Source organism: Pedobacter sp. MR2016-19 (assembly GCF_014947265.1).
Lineage (GTDB): Bacteria > Bacteroidota > Bacteroidia > Sphingobacteriales > Sphingobacteriaceae > Pedobacter.
The window spans coordinates 18,563-35,924 of record NZ_JADCNK010000018.1; the positions used below are offsets into that span (position 1 = coordinate 18,563).

General features: G+C 37.8%; 16 protein-coding genes. All 16 read right to left on the reverse strand.

The features are described 5' to 3' along the window. Nucleotides 1–156: 156 nt before the first annotated feature. Nucleotides 157–1,314, reverse strand: a complete 1,158-nt coding sequence (locus IM793_RS19050) for a FecR family protein (protein ID WP_193424120.1) — start codon at nt 1,312–1,314, stop codon at nt 157–159. Between the two features lie 62 nt (nt 1,315–1,376). Beyond that, on the reverse strand, nt 1,377–1,976 hold the full coding sequence (locus IM793_RS19055) for an RNA polymerase sigma-70 factor (RefSeq protein ID WP_193424122.1): 600 nt from the start codon (nt 1,974–1,976) through the stop codon (nt 1,377–1,379). 179 nt (nt 1,977–2,155) lie between these two features. Next, nucleotides 2,156–2,698: a DUF420 domain-containing protein gene (locus IM793_RS19060; protein WP_132402995.1), complete on the reverse strand. Its 543-nt coding sequence runs from the start codon at nt 2,696–2,698 to the stop codon at nt 2,156–2,158. Between the two features lie 73 nt (nt 2,699–2,771). Further along, on the reverse strand, nt 2,772–3,467 hold the full coding sequence (locus IM793_RS19065; protein ID WP_193424124.1) for an SCO family protein: 696 nt from the start codon (nt 3,465–3,467) through the stop codon (nt 2,772–2,774). Continuing rightward, complete coding sequence (locus tag IM793_RS19070; RefSeq protein ID WP_187591832.1) at nt 3,467–3,820, reverse strand: cytochrome C oxidase subunit IV family protein; 354 nt, start codon at nt 3,818–3,820, stop codon at nt 3,467–3,469. The genes IM793_RS19065 and IM793_RS19070 overlap by 1 nt, the downstream gene beginning before the upstream one ends. A gap of 24 nt (nt 3,821–3,844) precedes the next feature. Further along, a complete protein-coding gene (locus IM793_RS19075; RefSeq protein WP_132402986.1) occupies nt 3,845–4,552 on the reverse strand; it encodes a cytochrome c oxidase subunit 3 in 708 nt (235 codons plus the stop codon). A 31-nt stretch (nt 4,553–4,583) separates the two neighbouring features. Beyond that, nucleotides 4,584–5,150 carry a cytochrome c oxidase subunit 3 gene (locus IM793_RS19080; RefSeq protein WP_132402983.1) on the reverse strand — a complete coding sequence of 189 codons (567 nt, stop codon included), beginning with the start codon at nt 5,148–5,150 and terminating at the stop codon, nt 4,584–4,586. Nucleotides 5,151–5,165: 15 nt separating this feature from the next. Next, entirely contained in the window at nt 5,166–6,074 is a 909-nt protein-coding gene (gene cyoE / locus IM793_RS19085; protein ID WP_193424126.1) for a heme o synthase, read from the reverse strand. Between the two features lie 12 nt (nt 6,075–6,086). Beyond that, on the reverse strand, nt 6,087–7,145 hold the full coding sequence (locus tag IM793_RS19090) for a heme A synthase (RefSeq protein ID WP_193424128.1): 1,059 nt from the start codon (nt 7,143–7,145) through the stop codon (nt 6,087–6,089). An 82-nt stretch (nt 7,146–7,227) separates the two neighbouring features. After that, entirely contained in the window at nt 7,228–9,108 is a 1,881-nt protein-coding gene (locus tag IM793_RS19095; RefSeq protein ID WP_193424130.1) for a cbb3-type cytochrome c oxidase subunit I, read from the reverse strand. Nucleotides 9,109–9,131: 23 nt separating this feature from the next. After that, complete coding sequence (locus tag IM793_RS19100) at nt 9,132–10,364, reverse strand: cytochrome c oxidase subunit II (protein ID WP_193424132.1); 1,233 nt, start codon at nt 10,362–10,364, stop codon at nt 9,132–9,134. Between the two features lie 69 nt (nt 10,365–10,433). Further along, nucleotides 10,434–11,687, reverse strand: coding sequence for a quinol:cytochrome C oxidoreductase (locus IM793_RS19105; protein ID WP_193424134.1), 1,254 nt, complete (start codon nt 11,685–11,687; stop codon nt 10,434–10,436). A gap of 16 nt (nt 11,688–11,703) precedes the next feature. Then, nucleotides 11,704–12,309: a cytochrome c gene (locus tag IM793_RS19110; RefSeq protein WP_193424136.1), complete on the reverse strand. Its 606-nt coding sequence runs from the start codon at nt 12,307–12,309 to the stop codon at nt 11,704–11,706. Beyond that, entirely contained in the window at nt 12,281–12,817 is a 537-nt protein-coding gene (locus tag IM793_RS19115) for a DUF3341 domain-containing protein (protein ID WP_187591840.1), read from the reverse strand. The genes IM793_RS19110 and IM793_RS19115 overlap by 29 nt, the downstream gene beginning before the upstream one ends. A gap of 2 nt (nt 12,818–12,819) precedes the next feature. Continuing rightward, a complete protein-coding gene (gene nrfD / locus IM793_RS19120) occupies nt 12,820–14,292 on the reverse strand; it encodes an NrfD/PsrC family molybdoenzyme membrane anchor subunit (protein WP_193424138.1) in 1,473 nt (490 codons plus the stop codon). 26 nt (nt 14,293–14,318) lie between these two features. Continuing rightward, a complete protein-coding gene (locus IM793_RS19125; RefSeq protein ID WP_193424140.1) occupies nt 14,319–17,357 on the reverse strand; it encodes a TAT-variant-translocated molybdopterin oxidoreductase in 3,039 nt (1,012 codons plus the stop codon). Between the last annotated feature and the right edge of the window lie 5 nt (nt 17,358–17,362).

Consider the following 17,362-nt stretch of genomic DNA (forward strand, 5'->3'; position numbering starts at 1 on the left):
GGGGGTGTTGCAAGCACTCCTTTTTTTATTCATTTATCTTCGAATCGTCAGGAGGTTTGTTGAGGTCTATTCATAATTTGTAAGGTTTAGGTTAAGGTTGATTAAGTTGTTTTATTTTTAGAGATAAAGGTTAGTTATGCCTTCATCTGTTATCATTTATTCTTTGTGAACAATTAATTTATTGCCCTTAATATCAAAATGCACCTCCCCTGTTTGTTCAAACTTGGTCAGCACTTTTGATATTTTTTCGAAACGGCTTACTGTTCCGTAATACATTACATCTTTTGCAGCAGGATCTGCATATTCTATTTCTACATTATACCAACGGGCAACTTTACGTAAAATGCTTTCCTGCCTTTCGTTATTAAACATAAAATAACCCTTTTTCCACGCTATTGCTTCTTCAACATCCACTTCTTTTATGGCAATACCCGAAACTGATACCAGTGATTGTTCTCCAGGTTTAAGTACTTCGCTCTCATTGGTATTTTTATGCAAAACACGCACACTTCCTTCCAACAAAGTAGTTTTAGTTACCTTTTCATCTTTATAGCTGTTAATGTTAAAGTGCGTACCCAAAACCTCAACAGCTTGTTTATCGGTTTCTACAATAAAAGGATGTGCTGCATTTTTGGCGACTTCAAAATAAGCTTCACCATCCAATTTAACTACACGCTGTTTTGCGGTTCCAATGTTTAATGCGTATTGAATTGAAGAGGCTGCATTTAGCCAAACCGTAGAACCATCAGGTAACTGGATTTGCCACTCGCCGCCATTTGGGGTCGAAATGGTATTTAATCTGGTATCATTTACATTTTCAGATCCGGCAACGTTATACACCAACTGGCCATCGGCAGTTTTAGTTATAGAGAAACCAGCTTCTTTGGCTATATCGCCTTTCATCGCGTCTGAAAGTGAAATTCTCTTTCCATCAGCCAGGGTAAGAATAGCTTTATTTTTTCCAGGCGCTACATCAGTAGCAAAAACATGCTCTTTCTTTTTCTGTAAAGAGAGATAAGTCGTTAAAGAAAATGCAATAAAAACAACAGCAGCGGCAGCCCATTTTAAACTATTCATTAAAATTCGCTTAGGCGACCGGGTTGGTTTATCTATCGTCAGAATTTTATTGAGAACAGGATTCCATTTTTCCTCAACAACATTAACTGCATGCGCTTCTTCTGCGATAATCATTTTCACGATTTCGTCAGAAAGTAGTGATGTGCTGTTTTCGGCCAAAACTAAAAGTTCTTCCTTTTCGGACAGACTTAAGGTCTTAGCTGTAAACTGTTGCAATAGATAATGTATACGTTCCATAAAGATTCTGATACTAAGAAGCAGCAAAAGAAAATCAGGACTATCGGGATATTAATTTTTTTCTATTTTATTCTCAAAAAGAAAAAAACAATTGGGAAAAAGAACACAATTCCATGTTGGTCGAGGTGTATACGTATCGATTTTAAGGCAATTACGAGTGCGTTTTTAACTGTATTAGGAGAAATATTAAGTATTTCTGCTATTTCAGGAATAGTTTTACCATCGCGCCTGCTCAATTGGTATATATTTTTCCGCTGATCAGGCAATTTATCAACTGCAACAGCAATAATCTTAGTTACCTCATTTAAATTAATAGTTTCTACAGTGCTATTATTGCTATTTTGTTGCTTAGCCGTAAATGCATCAACAACCCTATCTTCTTTTAATTTTTTACGCAGGTAGCTTAAACATTCATTAGAAACATATTTATATAAATAGGCCTTCACATGATCTACTTCTGCTAATTTATCGCGATTAAGCCAGACTCTTAAAAATGCATCCTGAATAATTTCTTCGGCAGCATCATCAGACTTGGTGAACTTAGTAGCAAAAATATGGAGTACAGGAAGATATTTGAAGAATAAAACAGAAAATGCCTGCTCATCTCCCTCTACGATTTTTTCTATAAGCTTACGTTCATCTTCTATCCTTCCTTGCGCCATAAATTAGTCGATTGGTTATTCATATACAAATTCTATGAATACCTTTGTGTGATATGATATACATAAAAGTGAAAAAAAAATTGGGTTAAAGCAAATATCTTCTGCAAGCAAAAATCTAATAACCAAAAAAACCTTACGTTTTTGAGTAAGGCTTTCAAATTTTTATCGCTAATATATCTTTAGTATTGATAATATGGCGAAATCATCAAATAAACCACCACACCAGTTATAGCAACATACAGCCATAACGGAAATGTTATCCGTGCAATTTTTCTGTGACGATCAAAACGCTCGGCTAAAGCCCTCACATAGGTAACCAAAACCAAGGGAATAATTGCAATTGACAATAAGATATGTGTTAATAAAATAAAGAAGTAAGCATATTTTATTGCACCATCCCCTCCAAACTTTGTAGAGGGCGTAGTCATATGGTATGCGATATACATTACTAAAAACAATAAAGAACAACCTATGGCTGTTTTCATTAAATTTTGGTGCAATTGTATCTTTCCATTTTTTATTGCCCAAACCGCAATTACCAATAGTATGGCTGTAATCCCATTTATGGTAGCGTATATTGGTGGTAAAAAAGGCAAGGTTGGTGCATCAATACCTAAATCTTTTAACTTTACTACAAATAAAAAGGCTACAGCTACCGGTATCAGGATAGAAAGAATTATGATCCATTTGTTATATTTTTTCTCAATCGGGCTATTTTCCATGAGTTTTTAAATCTCTTTTATATTAAATTATTTTGTATCGACTTCTGACTCCAAACGCTAACTGCCAAGCCAACTACCTACCATCTTTAACGTTCCTTAAATACTCCGCAATAAGCACTTTTATCTCATCTTCTAACTTAGCGTTCGCTCCTGAATCGTCGGCATCATAAATACCCCGTATACGGTGAAAATTATCGATCAGTACTATCTTATTGCTAAATATAAAGCTGTTCTTTCCATTGGACTCATTTGCTATTACATCAAGCAACAGGCCTTGCCTAATCAGTGGATAAGTTTGTGCAGTATCGCCAGCTAAAAAATCCCACTTACCTTCTTTTGCTTTAAAATTAGCTGCAAAATCTTTGATCTGACCTGTATCAGCCGGATCAACAGATAGGCTTACAAATTTAACCAGGGGCTTCTGTTCATAGCCATCAGAGAGTTGTTTGATGTATTTACTCGCCTGCTGTTTCTTCGCTCCGGAATGAAATAAGTTTAATACTACAATCTTGTTCTCAAACGATTTCCAGCTAACCGTGTCGCTATGTTGGTTTAAGAGTTTAAAATCAGGAACCAGATGGTAAATGGTATCGGGTATCTTCTTGCCCTTTACACTATGAAAAGTTGCGGCAACAACCTTTTCACCAAAGATTGGTAAACTCTTATACCTGTTTTTTGCAAAGTGTGGCAATAAGTAAAAAAACAAAAATCCCGGTATAGCTAAAATGCTTACCAGGATTATTACCTTTTTTATAGGGCTTCTTTTCATTAATGGTTCATCATGTGGATGTTTAAAAACCCACCTTCTATCAGCATTAAAACAATAAAGTAACCAATGAAAATAAATGAAACGGTTAATGCAAGCTGCAAGCCTAATTTCTCATATTTTAAGTGCATAAAGTAAGCAACAATATAAAAAGCTTTTACAAGTGTTAAAGCGATATAAATATAGTTACCTACATGCTGAGGAATATGATGACCAGGGATTGCCCATAGTGCTATGATAAACTCAATTGCAGTAATTAAAGTTAAAATACCAGCTACTTTCCAGATTTTAGCTTTATCTAATCCTGCATGTTCGCCATGCTCGTGTCCTTCTGTTGTATGTGAGTGATCTGACATATTAAATATTTTATATAATTGAAATTAAACCAAATAGAAGAATGTAAATACAAACACCCAAACTAAATCTACGAAGTGCCAGTATAAACCAACTTTTTCTACCATTAGATAATGACCTCTTTTTTCAAAAGTTCCGTTAATCGTCATGATTAAAATAATCACATTGATCATTACCCCACTAAATACGTGGAAACCATGGAAGCCTGTAATGGTAAAGAATAAGTTTGCAAATTGTTGCGCAGCAACCAAAGAAACTGGCCCATCAAATAAATGTTTTAACTCTTCAGCAGATGGAATTGTACCCCACCAGAAACCTTCATGGTGCAAATGGGTCCACTCTAATGCCTGACAGCCTAAGAACATAAATCCTAAAACAATTGTAGGAATTAACCAAGCAATTACTTCTTTTTTAGAACGACGATGTCCGGCCTCTACAGCCATAACCATAGTTACTGAACTTAAAATCAGGATAAAAGTCATGATCCCCACAAATACTAGTGGTGCACCTGTATCTTTAATACCAGGGATGGATTGGAAAACCAAATCCGGATCTGGCCATGTTAATTTAGAAAAACGCTGAGCGCCGTAGTAGATCAATAAAGATGAAAAGGTAAAAGCATCTGATAATAGGAAAAACCACATCATGATTTTACCATATTCTACCGACCACGGAGAACGACCACCATTCCATGGTCCGGTTTTAACTTGATCTAATTGTGATACTGCATTCATTTGGAAATAGTATAATAGTTTGTTAACAAATTTAACGGTTCAAAAGTAAAAAAACATACAGATATATCCATAATATATCTATAAAATGCCAAAAAATAGAGGCAATTTCCATTCTGTATTGGACTTTCGCAATAGGCAGGCTTTTATAGCTACCAGCTAAAGCATTAATAATAAGGCCTACCCCAGCAATAATATGCAAAAGGTGCATTCCGGATACCACATAAATAAATGATATTGCGGCGTTATTTCCTACCAGTGTAGCTCCGGTTCTCACCATACTCCCCCAGGCATTAAACTGCATCACACCAAAGGCAATGGCCAATATTACGGTAATCCAGAGCATGTTGCGCTGTAAGCTAAAATTTAGTTTTTTTAACGCCCGCGAAGCTAACACTAGAGTGATGCTGCTCGCAATAATAACCAAACTAGAGTAAATAAAGGCATCAGGCAACACCAAACCGTGTCCTTTTCCTTTTGAAGCGGCGAATACCAGATAATAACTGGTAAAGCCTCCAAACATAATTGTTGACGATACGACAAATAACCAAACAATAAATTTCCTTGGTTTAGGGTCAAACGTATCCTGCATCTTTTCCATTGTTAGCACCATAAATTATTTTGCTATAAAATTTAATAATAAGCCCAACTGTACAGCCGGGATGTAAAAAAACGAACAGAACATCACTTTCTTCGCGTCGATCAGCTCTCTGTTCATTAAAAGTTTAAAAGCCAGCCAGCTAAAAATAAGTCCTGCTATTAAAGATAAGCCAGCAATGTAATAACCACCAAAACCATAAATGGTTGGCAATAAACTTACCGGGATTAAAACCAGCGTACTTAAAAAAGTAAGCAGTGCTGATGTTTTATCTCTTTTCTTTGTTGGTAGCAGCCTAAAACCAGCTTTTTTGTAATCATCATCCAACACCCAGGCAATGGCCCAGAAGTGTGGAAACTGCCATACAAACTGGATTAGAAATAAGATAACAGCAATGTAATAATCAATTTCGTGGAACATCTCTGCCTTTAAACTACCAAAAGCAGCTAAATAACCAATAAGCGGTGGCAATGCGCCTGGAATTGCTCCTACAAAAACAGCAATAGGCGATTTTCTCTTTAATGGTGTATAGGCAAAAGCGTATAGCAAAATTGAAAATACAGATAACAAACCTGTTTCAAGATTTAAATGCCCCAATAACCAGGTACCTAAAAAAGCCATAAACACACCTAAAATCAGTCCTTGGCCTGTCGTCATTCTACCCGCAGGCATAGGACGATCTTTGGTTCTTGACATTAATTTATCCAGGTCTTTCTCAATAATTTCGTTAAAACAGTTTGCTGCGGCAGTTACTAAAAAACCACCAGCAATCAAGATTAGCCAGTTTCCCCAATCAATGCTAGGAATATGGCCTCTACCCACCTGCATTTTCTGCCCGATCAAAAAAGAGATCGACGCCGAAAACACCACCGTAAACGATAGTCTGAATTTGATAAGCTTAGAAAAATCTGAAAGATATTGCTTCAATTTTCTTAAATATTATTGTTTATATGTACTTGTTCTGTAAACCAATAAGTACAGGTAAAACTGTAAACTAAATAGCAGCGTAGAAAACAAAATATGTAATGCCTGCGCTACAGGCGGGAAAGCAATGTATGCTAAAGCTAAACCACTTAATAACTGAACTAAAAGCGTAATTAAAATAAATCTGGCTGTTAATAACGGAGCAGCTTTACCACTAAAACGATCAATAACCATTTTATAAACCACACCATTGGTGACTATTACCAATATAGCCAAATCGCGGTGATAAGAAAAAACACTTCCTATCTTCGATATCCATAATGCTTTTCCACTATAAGCCAGAGACTTTGCAATTACATCAACAGCTTCCCTCACATCAGTACCCAAAACGATCTGAACAATACTGACTACCAGTGTAAAGAACAAAAAGCCTTTCAGCCATAGTATCCTATACATAATTACTGAAGGTGCTTTATTGAGCTGTTTCGCGTAGTTGTATGTATATATAGATATCGCTAAAATAACCAGTGCTAAAAGCATGTGTACCGTTACTACCCATTGTGCCAGATTGGTTGATACCACGATGGAACCTAGCCAAGCCTGATAACCTACTACAAAGATGTTCAGGATACTTAGCAAAATAATCCGTTTTGCTGTTTTACGGTAAGTAAAAGAATAAACGGCTGTTAACAACAGGAATATTCCAGCTGCTACCCCAGCTAATCTGTTTAAGTACTCGGTCCAGGTTTTAGCCGGATTAAATTCTTCGGGTACAGTAATGCTCTGATCGTGCCTGATACTATCAGCTAAGGCTACTTTGCCCATGCTTTCTAAATACCTGGCAAACTTTTCATTCTTTTTTAACCTGCCTGCAACATATTTTTCTTTATAGTTGGCTGGAAGCTGAGATACATCAGTTGGCGGAATGTAACGGTCGAAACATTTTGGCCAATCCGGACACCCCATGCCTGATCCGGTACTGCGAACAATACCGCCGGCAAGTATAACCAATAGCGTAACTATGATGGTTATAAGATTAATTCTAATGAAACGTTGTTCTGATCTGCTGACCATATATCTATTAAGATGAAAAGGGTATCCGGATAAGCAGAAACTTAATCAGATACCCCTTTTAAAATTGTTTTTTAAGCTTAAACTAGCCTTTGTTTTCTTCAACAGGATTAGCTAGTTCCCAATCTTGCTGTATTTTTTCTGCTTCTTGATTTCCTTCAAAATCGTGAGGTAAATTAGAGCTCATGGTTTGCGAAAAAGGAACAGTTTGAGGAATAAAGTCCGCATCATGTCCTGGCTTACTATAATCATATGGCCATCTGTAAACAGTTGGGATTTCTCCTGGCCAGTTACCATGTAGATGTTCAACAGGTGCAGTCCATTCTAAAGTATTAGATTCCCATGGATTTTGAGGTGCAACTTTTCCTTTAAAGATTGAATAGAAGAAGTTAAACAAGAACGCTACCTGCGCAAGCGCGGCCATAATAGCTGCCCATGTTACAAATATGTTAACGGTTAACCATTTCTTCATGAATTCGAACTCTGTAAATGCATAATAACGACGAGGTACACCATCTAAACCTAAGAAGTGAAGCGGGAAGAATACCAGGTAAGCTGCAATAAAAGTTAACCAGAAGTGTAAATATCCCAACTTAGGATTCATCATTCTACCGAACATTTTAGGGAACCAGTGATACACACCTGCAAGCATACCGAAGATTGCTGCAGATCCCATTACCAGGTGGAAGTGAGCCACAACAAAATAAGTATCGTGTAAGTTAATATCCAACGAAGCATTTCCTAAGAAGATACCGGTTAAACCACCAGAGATAAAGAATGAAACTAAACCGATAGCAAATAACATTGCCGGAGTGAAACGGATATTACCACGCCATAATGTAGCCAAATAGTTGAATGTTTTTACAGCTGATGGTACCGCAATGATCAACGTGGTAATCATAAACACACCACCTAACAATGGGTTCATACCGGTTACAAACATGTGGTGACCCCAAACGATGAATGATAATACGGTAATACCAATTAAAGAGTAAACCATCGCGTGGTAACCGAAGATCGGTTTACGTGAGTTTACAGAAATAACCTCAGATGAGATACCCAAAGCTGGCATAATTACAATGTATACCTCAGGGTGACCTAAGAACCAGAATAAGTGTTGCCATAAAATTGGAGAACCACCTTCGTTTGGTAAAATATCAGTACCCATTACGATGTCTGATAAGTAGAAACTTGTACCAAAGCTACGGTCGAATACCATTAATACCACCCCGGCTACAAGAACAGGGAATGATAAGATACCTAAAATAGCGGTTAAGAAGAAAGCCCAAATGGTTAATGGCATTTTCCAAAGGTCCATACCTTTAGTACGCATGTTTAAAATTGTACTTACATAGTTAATACCACCCATTAAAGATGATGCTACGAAAAGTACCATACTGATTAACCACAAAGTCATACCCATTCCTGAACCTGGCATTGCCTTGGCAACAACAGATAGTGGCGGATAAACCGTCCAACCACCCGATGCAGGACCTGTTTGGATAAAGAATGATGACATCATTACTACACAAGCAGTAAAGAAGAACCAGTATGAAAGCATGTTTAAGAATGGAGAGGCCATATCTCTTGCACCGATCTGAAGTGGAATCAATAAGTTACTAAAGGTACCACTTAAACCGGCGGTTAGTACAAAGAATACCATGATGGTACCGTGAATGGTTACCAAAGCGAGGTAAAAATCGGGTTTGATACGGCCACCTTCTGCCCATTTACCTAAAAATGTTTCTAAGAATGGGAAGTTTTTATCTGGCCATGCCAATTGAATACGGAATAAAATGGATAAGCCCATTGCAATTACAGCCATAATAATACCGGTAATCAAAAATTGCTTGGCAATCATTTTATGATCCATACTAAAGATGTACTTTGAAATCAAAGTCTCTTTATGATGCCCATGATCAGCGTGATCGTGATTGTGTTCGTCGTGTAATGCTATTGTTGACATAATTCTTTCGCTCCTGCTTAATATTATTTATTTAAAGCCATTTGGTTAGTTTTCACAGCTGCTGAATCTTTAGCTGCTGAATCTGCTACTGATTTTACAGGCGCAGGTGCTACTGGCAAATTAAATTGTTTTCTTAAATCGTCGTTTAAGTATGTTTTCTGCTCTGCAATCCAGGTTTTGTATTCAGCTTCTGAAACTACACGTACCACTTTCTGCATGTTCCAGTGACCTGATCCACAGATTTTAGCACATAAGAAAAGGTACTTAAAGTTAGGATCATTGGTTTCTTGCTGCATTTCTGCAGTAGTTTTTGTAGGCGTAAACTCAAATATACTTCTCATACCTGGTACGGTATTTAACTGTACTCTGAAGTGCGGCATATAAAAACTGTGAATTACATCTTTACTGGTTAAGATCAGTTTTACCGGTTTTCCAACAGGAAGCACCATCTCATCAGCCATTTCATCATCACGGGAGTTGATATCTTTAAAATCGATACCCAATGGATTGGTAGCTGTAGTTAACTTGTAGTTTTTGTTACCTACTACACCATCAGCTCCCGGGTAACGGATAGACCATTTAAACTGCTCTGAAGTAACTTCGATCTGCAATGGTTTATTTTTAGGATCTTCAACTTTAAAGAAAATAGATCTCCAGGTTAAGAAACCCATTAACACCAAAACTGTTAATACTAAAGCCGGAACGATTGTCCAGATTTTTTCGATTGTATTATTGTGTGGGTAGTAGTAAGCTTTTCTTTTAGCTGAGTATTTATAGATATAAGAAAATCCAAACAATAAAATATGTGTAGCCACAAATACGATCGTTGTGATGATTAATGTTAAGTTAAACATCTCGTCAATTTTCTTTCCGTGCTCTGATGCTGCATCGGGAAGTAACATTGATCCATGCACTGTATATTCCCAATATACACCATATAAACCGATCACTAAAAACAGCGCAAATAAACTTGCGTGTACCCCGTTCCAGTTAATACCAACCGGTTTACCTTGTGCTTCGCGGCTTAACTCATACACTTTTATTGCTTTACCAATAATGGCAATGAATAAGCATATAGCAAGGAAAACCAGAATATAAAATATTACCGATTTATAAACCTCGCCCATATCAACCTTCGGTGCCGCGGCAGCACCTGCTGCTGCATCTTGCGCAAATACGCTAGTGTTTGCAAAAGCAGTAATCAATACTGCTAAAGCTGCGGTCGTTTTATTCGTTATAAACTTTCTTAAACTCATTTTCTTAAAAGTAGTACGCTGTACTGCTAATTATAATAATAATTAAATATTTGCCCTATCCTATCACCACTATAGTTGATGATGCAAACTTTCTTGTAATAATGGGTGATTCTTTGCAATTAACGGCTTCTTGCTTAACGATGTTAAAACCGTAAAGGTAAACAATCCTACGAAACCTATTGCAGTACCAATTTCAACTACACCAAAACCATTATGTCCTTCTTCTACTGCTCCTGGCATAATCATTTGGTAGTAATCTACCCAGTGACCTAACAATACCACGATAGAAACGAATAATAATTTTGCATCGGTTCTTTTGTTATCTCTATCCATTAATAATAATACCGGCGCTAAGAAATTCATGGCCAGGTTTAAGAAAAACCAGAACTTATAATATTCAAAACGCTTGTAGAAATATACAGTCTCTTCAGGCATGTTCGCATAGTAGATCAATAAGAATTGAGCAAACCATACATAAGTCCAGAAGATAGAGAAACCAAAAATAAACTGACCTAAGTTGTGCAAGTGGCTATTGTTAACCCACTGCATATAACCCGCTCTTCTTAATAAGATAATGATAATGGCGATAGTAGCTAAACTGCTTACCCACATTGCTGCGAAGTTATACCAACCAAACATGGTTGAGAACCAGTGTGCTTCTAATGACATGATGGTATCGAAAGCAAAAATCGGTGTTGTAAAACCGTAAATTACCAGGAAGATACAAGCATTTTTAAAGCTCTTTCTGTAAGAATTTAAACCACCAGTTAAATCTTCATTATATGAAAACTTAACAAACATCATTGCAAAAATGCTGTAAACACCTAAAAACAATAATTGACGACCTAAAAAGAAAGGCTTATTTAAAAATACAGATTTACCAGCAATAATAGCATCATAATGTTCAGAACCTTTTTCTGCTAAACCCTGAGTTGCCCAGTGTTTATAAAGATAAGGTACGCTAACGCTGTGTCCATGTTCTACAATTGTATGCTCCATGAATAAACCTGCAGATACGATAGCAATAAGTATGACTGCTGCAATTGGCAATGTTTTGGCCATTGCCTGTGGTACACGTAAAATTGATGCAGACCAACCTGCCTGAGCAACAAATTGAACAGCTAAGAAAAACATTCCCGACATACAAACGCATGCGAAGTAATATCCCATAAGCAACAGGTTGGCAAAAGTGCGCTCTTGAATGCCACTTAAGAAACCAAAAGCAACAGCTGCAATACCTAAAGCGATACCAACTATACTTAATGTTTTTACTTTACCTGTAAACTCAAACTGTTCACTAAAATTAATATTGTGAGTTCCCATTTATATTCTGCTTTACTTATTGTTGTTTTTGTAATTCCTGAACATACATCACCACTTTCCAACGATCCACTGGCGTGATTTGTGAAGCATGCGAGCCCATATTATTTACACCGTATGTAATGGTGTGGTAGATTTTACCGGCAGTAAGTGCTTTCATATCTCCACCTCTTGATGAACTTCCTGAGAAGTACGAAGGTACACCACTAAATTTCTCAATTTTAACCAGGTGTCCTTGTCCATCACCTTTTTCTCCGTGGCAAGGGCTACAGAAAACTTTGAACAGGTGTTGTCCCTGTGCTAAATTAATAGTATCAACTGGTAAAGGGTTAACCATGCTTACACCTGCAGCTTCATATCCTTCTTTTGTATTAGGAAACTCATCATACTCGGTAAAACCTACCGGTTTAGTATGCGCAGGTGGCAACTGTGCAGTTTTACCATCTTTAAAATTCTTATTTGGCTGATCCGGATTGTAAGCAATCGGATCATACATGTTTCTGGCATATTCTAAGCCAGTACTGCGCTTATCTTTACAAGCAGAAAAGGTTGCTGCAAAAGCGATAGCTAAAAACGCCGTGTAAACAAATTTATTATTATTCATAGCTAATGTACTTCCTTTCATTATACTTTACTTCTAAAGCACCTGCATCTTTTAACAATCCATCAATTACAGTGTGTGCTGCGTTGTCTTTTGCATCAATTGCAATTACAAAACGATCATCAGTAGCCCTTAAATCCATCACTCTTGGTGCTCTTCCTGGAAATAAGTGAGTAGATGCATAATAGGTTAACACCATACCGAAAGCACAGAACAGTACTGTAAGCTCGAACATTATCGGAATAAAATCCGGTAATGCGAATGATGGTTTACCACCTATGTTTACCCTCCAATCGATTACTGCGCAGAAATAAATCAAAGCGAACGCACAGCAAGTACCGGTAATACCAAAGCAAAATGCTGCGATATCGATTCTAGATCTTTTAATTCCTAATTTGGCTTCTATTCCGTGTATAGGCATTGGAGTATATACATCAAAAATGCTGATGTTATTTTCCTGAAGTTTTTCGATGCCATGCATCATTTCATCAGGATCGCCAAAGCTGCCTAAAATATATTTGATATCACTCATTGTTATATTTTTGCGTAATCTTCTTGTTTAACACTATCAAATTTTTCTAAAGACTCTATGTACTCAGCTACATATTCTTTATTCTCATGCCCTTCTTTAATCTGTTTCATTTTAGCTTGCTCACTTGCAGATTTCAATAATAATTTAACCTCTGCGATAGCGATTGATGGCAATACCCTTAAGAATAATAAGAATAAAGTAAAGAACAGACCGATTGAACCTACGAATACACTGATGTCAACCCAGGTTGGATAGAACATTGCCCAACTTGAAGGAATATAATCGCGGTGTAATGAAGTAACGATAATTACGAAACGCTCAAACCACATACCGATGTTTACTACGATAGACAAGATCCAGGTAGCACGGATGCTTAAACGGATTTTCTTGAACCATAACAACTGTGGAGAGATTACGTTACAGGTCATCATCATCCAGTATGCCCACCAGTATGGGCCTGTAGACCTGTTGATGAAAGCATATTGTTCATATTCAGAACCTGAATACCAGGCGATGAAAAACTCTGTTAAATAAGCCACACCTACGATTGATCCTGTTAAGATGATGATTTTGTTCATCGATTCAATATGGAACATGGTGATGTAGTTCTCTAAACCCAATACTTTACGTGCAACCAATAATAAGGTTAATACCATCGCAAAGCCTGAGAAGATCGCCCCAGCCACGAAATATGGAGGGAAGATGGTGGTGTGCCATCCAGGGATTACCGACGTTGCAAAGTCCATTGATACAATGGTGTGTACTGAAAGTACAAGTGGTGTAGAGATACCTGCTAAGATTAACGACACCGCTTCGAAACGTTGCCATGTTTTAACACTTCCACTCCACCCAAAAGAGAAGATAGAATAGATCTTTCGACGTGTGCCTACTGCACGATCGCGGATGGTAGCGATATCTGGCAATAAACCTGTGTACCAGAACAATAATGATACAGAGAAGTATGTAGAGATCGCAAACATATCCCATACCAATGGTGAGTTAAAGTTTACCCAAAGTGAACCGAACTGATTTGGTAAAGGTAAAACCCAATAGGCTAACCAAGGACGGCCCATGTGTGATACAACATAAGTTGCCGCACAGATTACGGCGAAAATCGTCATCGCCTCTGCCGAACGGTTAATGGAGTTACGCCAGTTCTGACGGAAGAGTAATAGTACTGCTGAAATTAGTGTTCCAGCGTGACCAATACCTACCCACCATACGAAACCGGTGATATCCCAAGCCCAACCTACTGTTTTATTTAAGCCCCAAGCTCCGATACCGTTCCAAAAGGTGTAGCTTACTGCAACCACCCAAAGTAAAGCACCCAATGAAGCAAAGGTGAAACCAATCCACCAAGCCTTGTTTGGCTTGTTTTCTACCGGGCCTAAAATATCATCCGTAATTTTTGCATACGTGATGTTATCGCCGGTAATTAATGGTTCTCTAAGTATTGATTCGTTATGTCCTGACATAATTTGTATTTTCTTTATACTAAAGCTTACGCTTGTACTGTTGTATCTGTATTTCTAATTTTTGTCATGTAGCCGATACCCGGTTTCACATTGATCTCTTCTAATACGTAATAGATACGCTCAGAACGTAATGCTTTTGAAACCTCTGAATTTGGATCGTTTGCATCACCAAATACAATCGCATTTGCTGAACAAGCTTCCTGACAAGCCATTTTAATATCGCCATCTTTTAATGGACGTTTCTCCAGTTTAGCTTTTAATTTGCCACCTTGTATACGTTGAATACACATTGAGCATTTTTCCATTACCCCTCTTGAACGTGTAGTTACATCAGGGTTTAAAACCAATTGGGTAAACTCGTTATTTAAATAGTTATCGAAACGTGAATCGTTCCAGTAGTTAAACCAGTTGAAACGACGTACTTTATACGGACAGTTATTTGCACAGTAACGTGTACCTACGCAACGGTTGTAAGCCATATGGTTTAAACCATCACTTGAGTGTACAGTTGCCAATACCGGACAAACTGTTTCGCAAGGTGCGTGATCACAGTGTTGGCACAACATTGGTTGGTGAACTACAGAAACGTGATCTAAGTCTTCTAACTTGGCGATTTCTTTCTCTTTGGTTACATCACCATCTTTAGTTTCGTAGCTGTAATAACGATCGATACGGATCCAGTGCATTTCACGACGACGGCGAACCTCATCACGGCCTACAACAGGAATGTTATTTTCTACGTTACAGGCAACAATACAAGAACCACAACCTGTACAAGCATTCAAATCGATTGCCATAACCCAGTTATTACCTGGTTTTTCGTATTGATCCCAAAGATCGTAATCTTTATGCTCGCCTTTTTCGTTACCAGCACCAGGATTTTTTAAGTACTCTTTGAAAGTAGCTTCTTTAATCACTGCACGGCCTTCGAAAGAGTGGTGAGTTTGTGTTTGTGCAAGCTCATAGTAACCGCCTGTTGGGGTAATGGTTACGTTTGTAGCATATTGCATGGTTCCGTTTACGAAAGAAACAAAAGGGAAAGCATTTTTACCCACATCGTTACCCGCTTTTCCAACTTTGGTACGGCCATAACCTACTGCGATAGATGCAGTTCCTTGTGCTTGTCCTGGCTGGATCAATACCGGAAGATCTACTGAATATCCATTGCTTCCTTTTACAGACACAACATCAAATTCTTTAACTTTTAATTTCTCTGCAGTTTTAGGTGCTAGGGCAACAAAGTTATCCCAGGTTACTTTCGAAACCGGATCAGGTAATTCTTGTAAAAATGCGTTGTTCGCATTTTTACCATCACGCATCGGTACATTTTCGTAAACCTGTAACTCAATCTGATCGCCACCTTTAAAGGCTTTGCTGCTGTTTGTAATTGAAGTAGCAACTTGTGCTAAAGATTGCGTGAATGAATAAGCACCAGCAGTTTTAGCTGTTGAAGTAACTACACCTTTTTCTAAAACCTCTTCCCATTTCAAACCAACAGCTGGTAACATTTTAGCTTCCCAGTTGCTGCGTACAAACTGATAGTAGTCTTTAACAGGAGCATCAGCCCAGGTTAATAAACTCTCTTCCGCCTGACGGCTATTGAAAACAGGGTTGATAGTTGGCTGAACGATTGAATAATACCCTTCGTAAGCATTTGCATCACCCCATGATTCTAAATAGTTATGGTTAATAGCAATAGCATCACAAGCGGTAGCCGTTTCATCTGCACGATCAGCGAATGAAATTTTTGCAGGAACTTTAGCTAATGCATCAGTAAATGCTTTTGTATTTGCAGCATCGTAAACCGGGTTGCTGTTTAAGAATAAAACAGCACCAACTTCGCCACGATTCATTTCAGCAACTAAGCCATTAAATTCGGCATCATTACCTGCATATAAATAACATGGGTTATCTAAATCGATAGTAGTACCATAACTTCCGATAGCGGCGTTAATGGCATTTACTAAAATCTGAGTAGAAACATCGTTCGAACCGCAAACTACAAGGCCTTTACCTTTAGCTTGTACTAATTCTTTAGCTACAAGTTTAATTACTTTATCGGCAGTAGTATTGTTACCTAACGTTCCGCCAGGTAAAGCACCACCGGTAATTGCATTATACAAAGCAATTAAAGCAGGTCCTTCTTCCGATAATTTAACCGGAACACGGGTATCTGCATTGGTACCTGTTAAGCTCATCCCACTTTCGAACTGAATGTGGCGGCTCATTTTTTTATTTTCTAACGATTTGTAGTTACGGTTAGCAGTATATTGAGCAGTAAACTCTTCTCCGCTAATCCAGGTTCCTAAGAAATCGGCACTGAAACTTACAATTAAATCGGCCTTATCAAAATTGTATTTAGGTAAAACTGCTTTACCGAAACTGTTTTGGTTAGCCTGAATAATACCAGTATAAGAAACTGCATCATACTGAACCAATTTAGCAGCAGGATATTTTGCAATAAACTGTGCAATAACGGCATTAGTTGACGGGCTGTTTACAGTTGATGATACAATACGGATTTTCTTTCCACCTGCCTGTGCTTTTGCCAACCCGCCTTTTACAAAGCTGTCGATTTTTGCCCAGGTAGTTTCTTCAACTTTTCCATCTTTTACTAAAGCTGGTGCTTTTAGTTTAGATACATCATATAAATCTAAAACCGAAGCTTGCGCTCTCGCATCTGTACCACAGTTAAATTGACCCGCATTTGGATTTGGTTCAATTTTAATTGGGCGCCCCTCTCTGGTTTTAACTAAAATACTCTGGCCATTAAAGCTCGAAGTATAATAGTTAGGAATACCTGGAGTAACCTCTTCAGGTTTTACCAGGTAAGGAATAGATTTATGAACAGGGGCAGTTTGACAGGCTGCTAAAGTTACTGCACCTAAACCAAAACCCAACGCCTTTAAAAAGTCGCGGCGTGGGGTAACGGTACTTAACCCTGCTTCATTTAAAACATCTTCTATTGGAAGTGGCTCGGCGAATTCGTTTTTGTTATTCTTAACAAAATCGGGTGTATTGTTATACTCCTCTAAGCCTTTCCAGTATTTTTTGTTGCTTTCCATTTAAG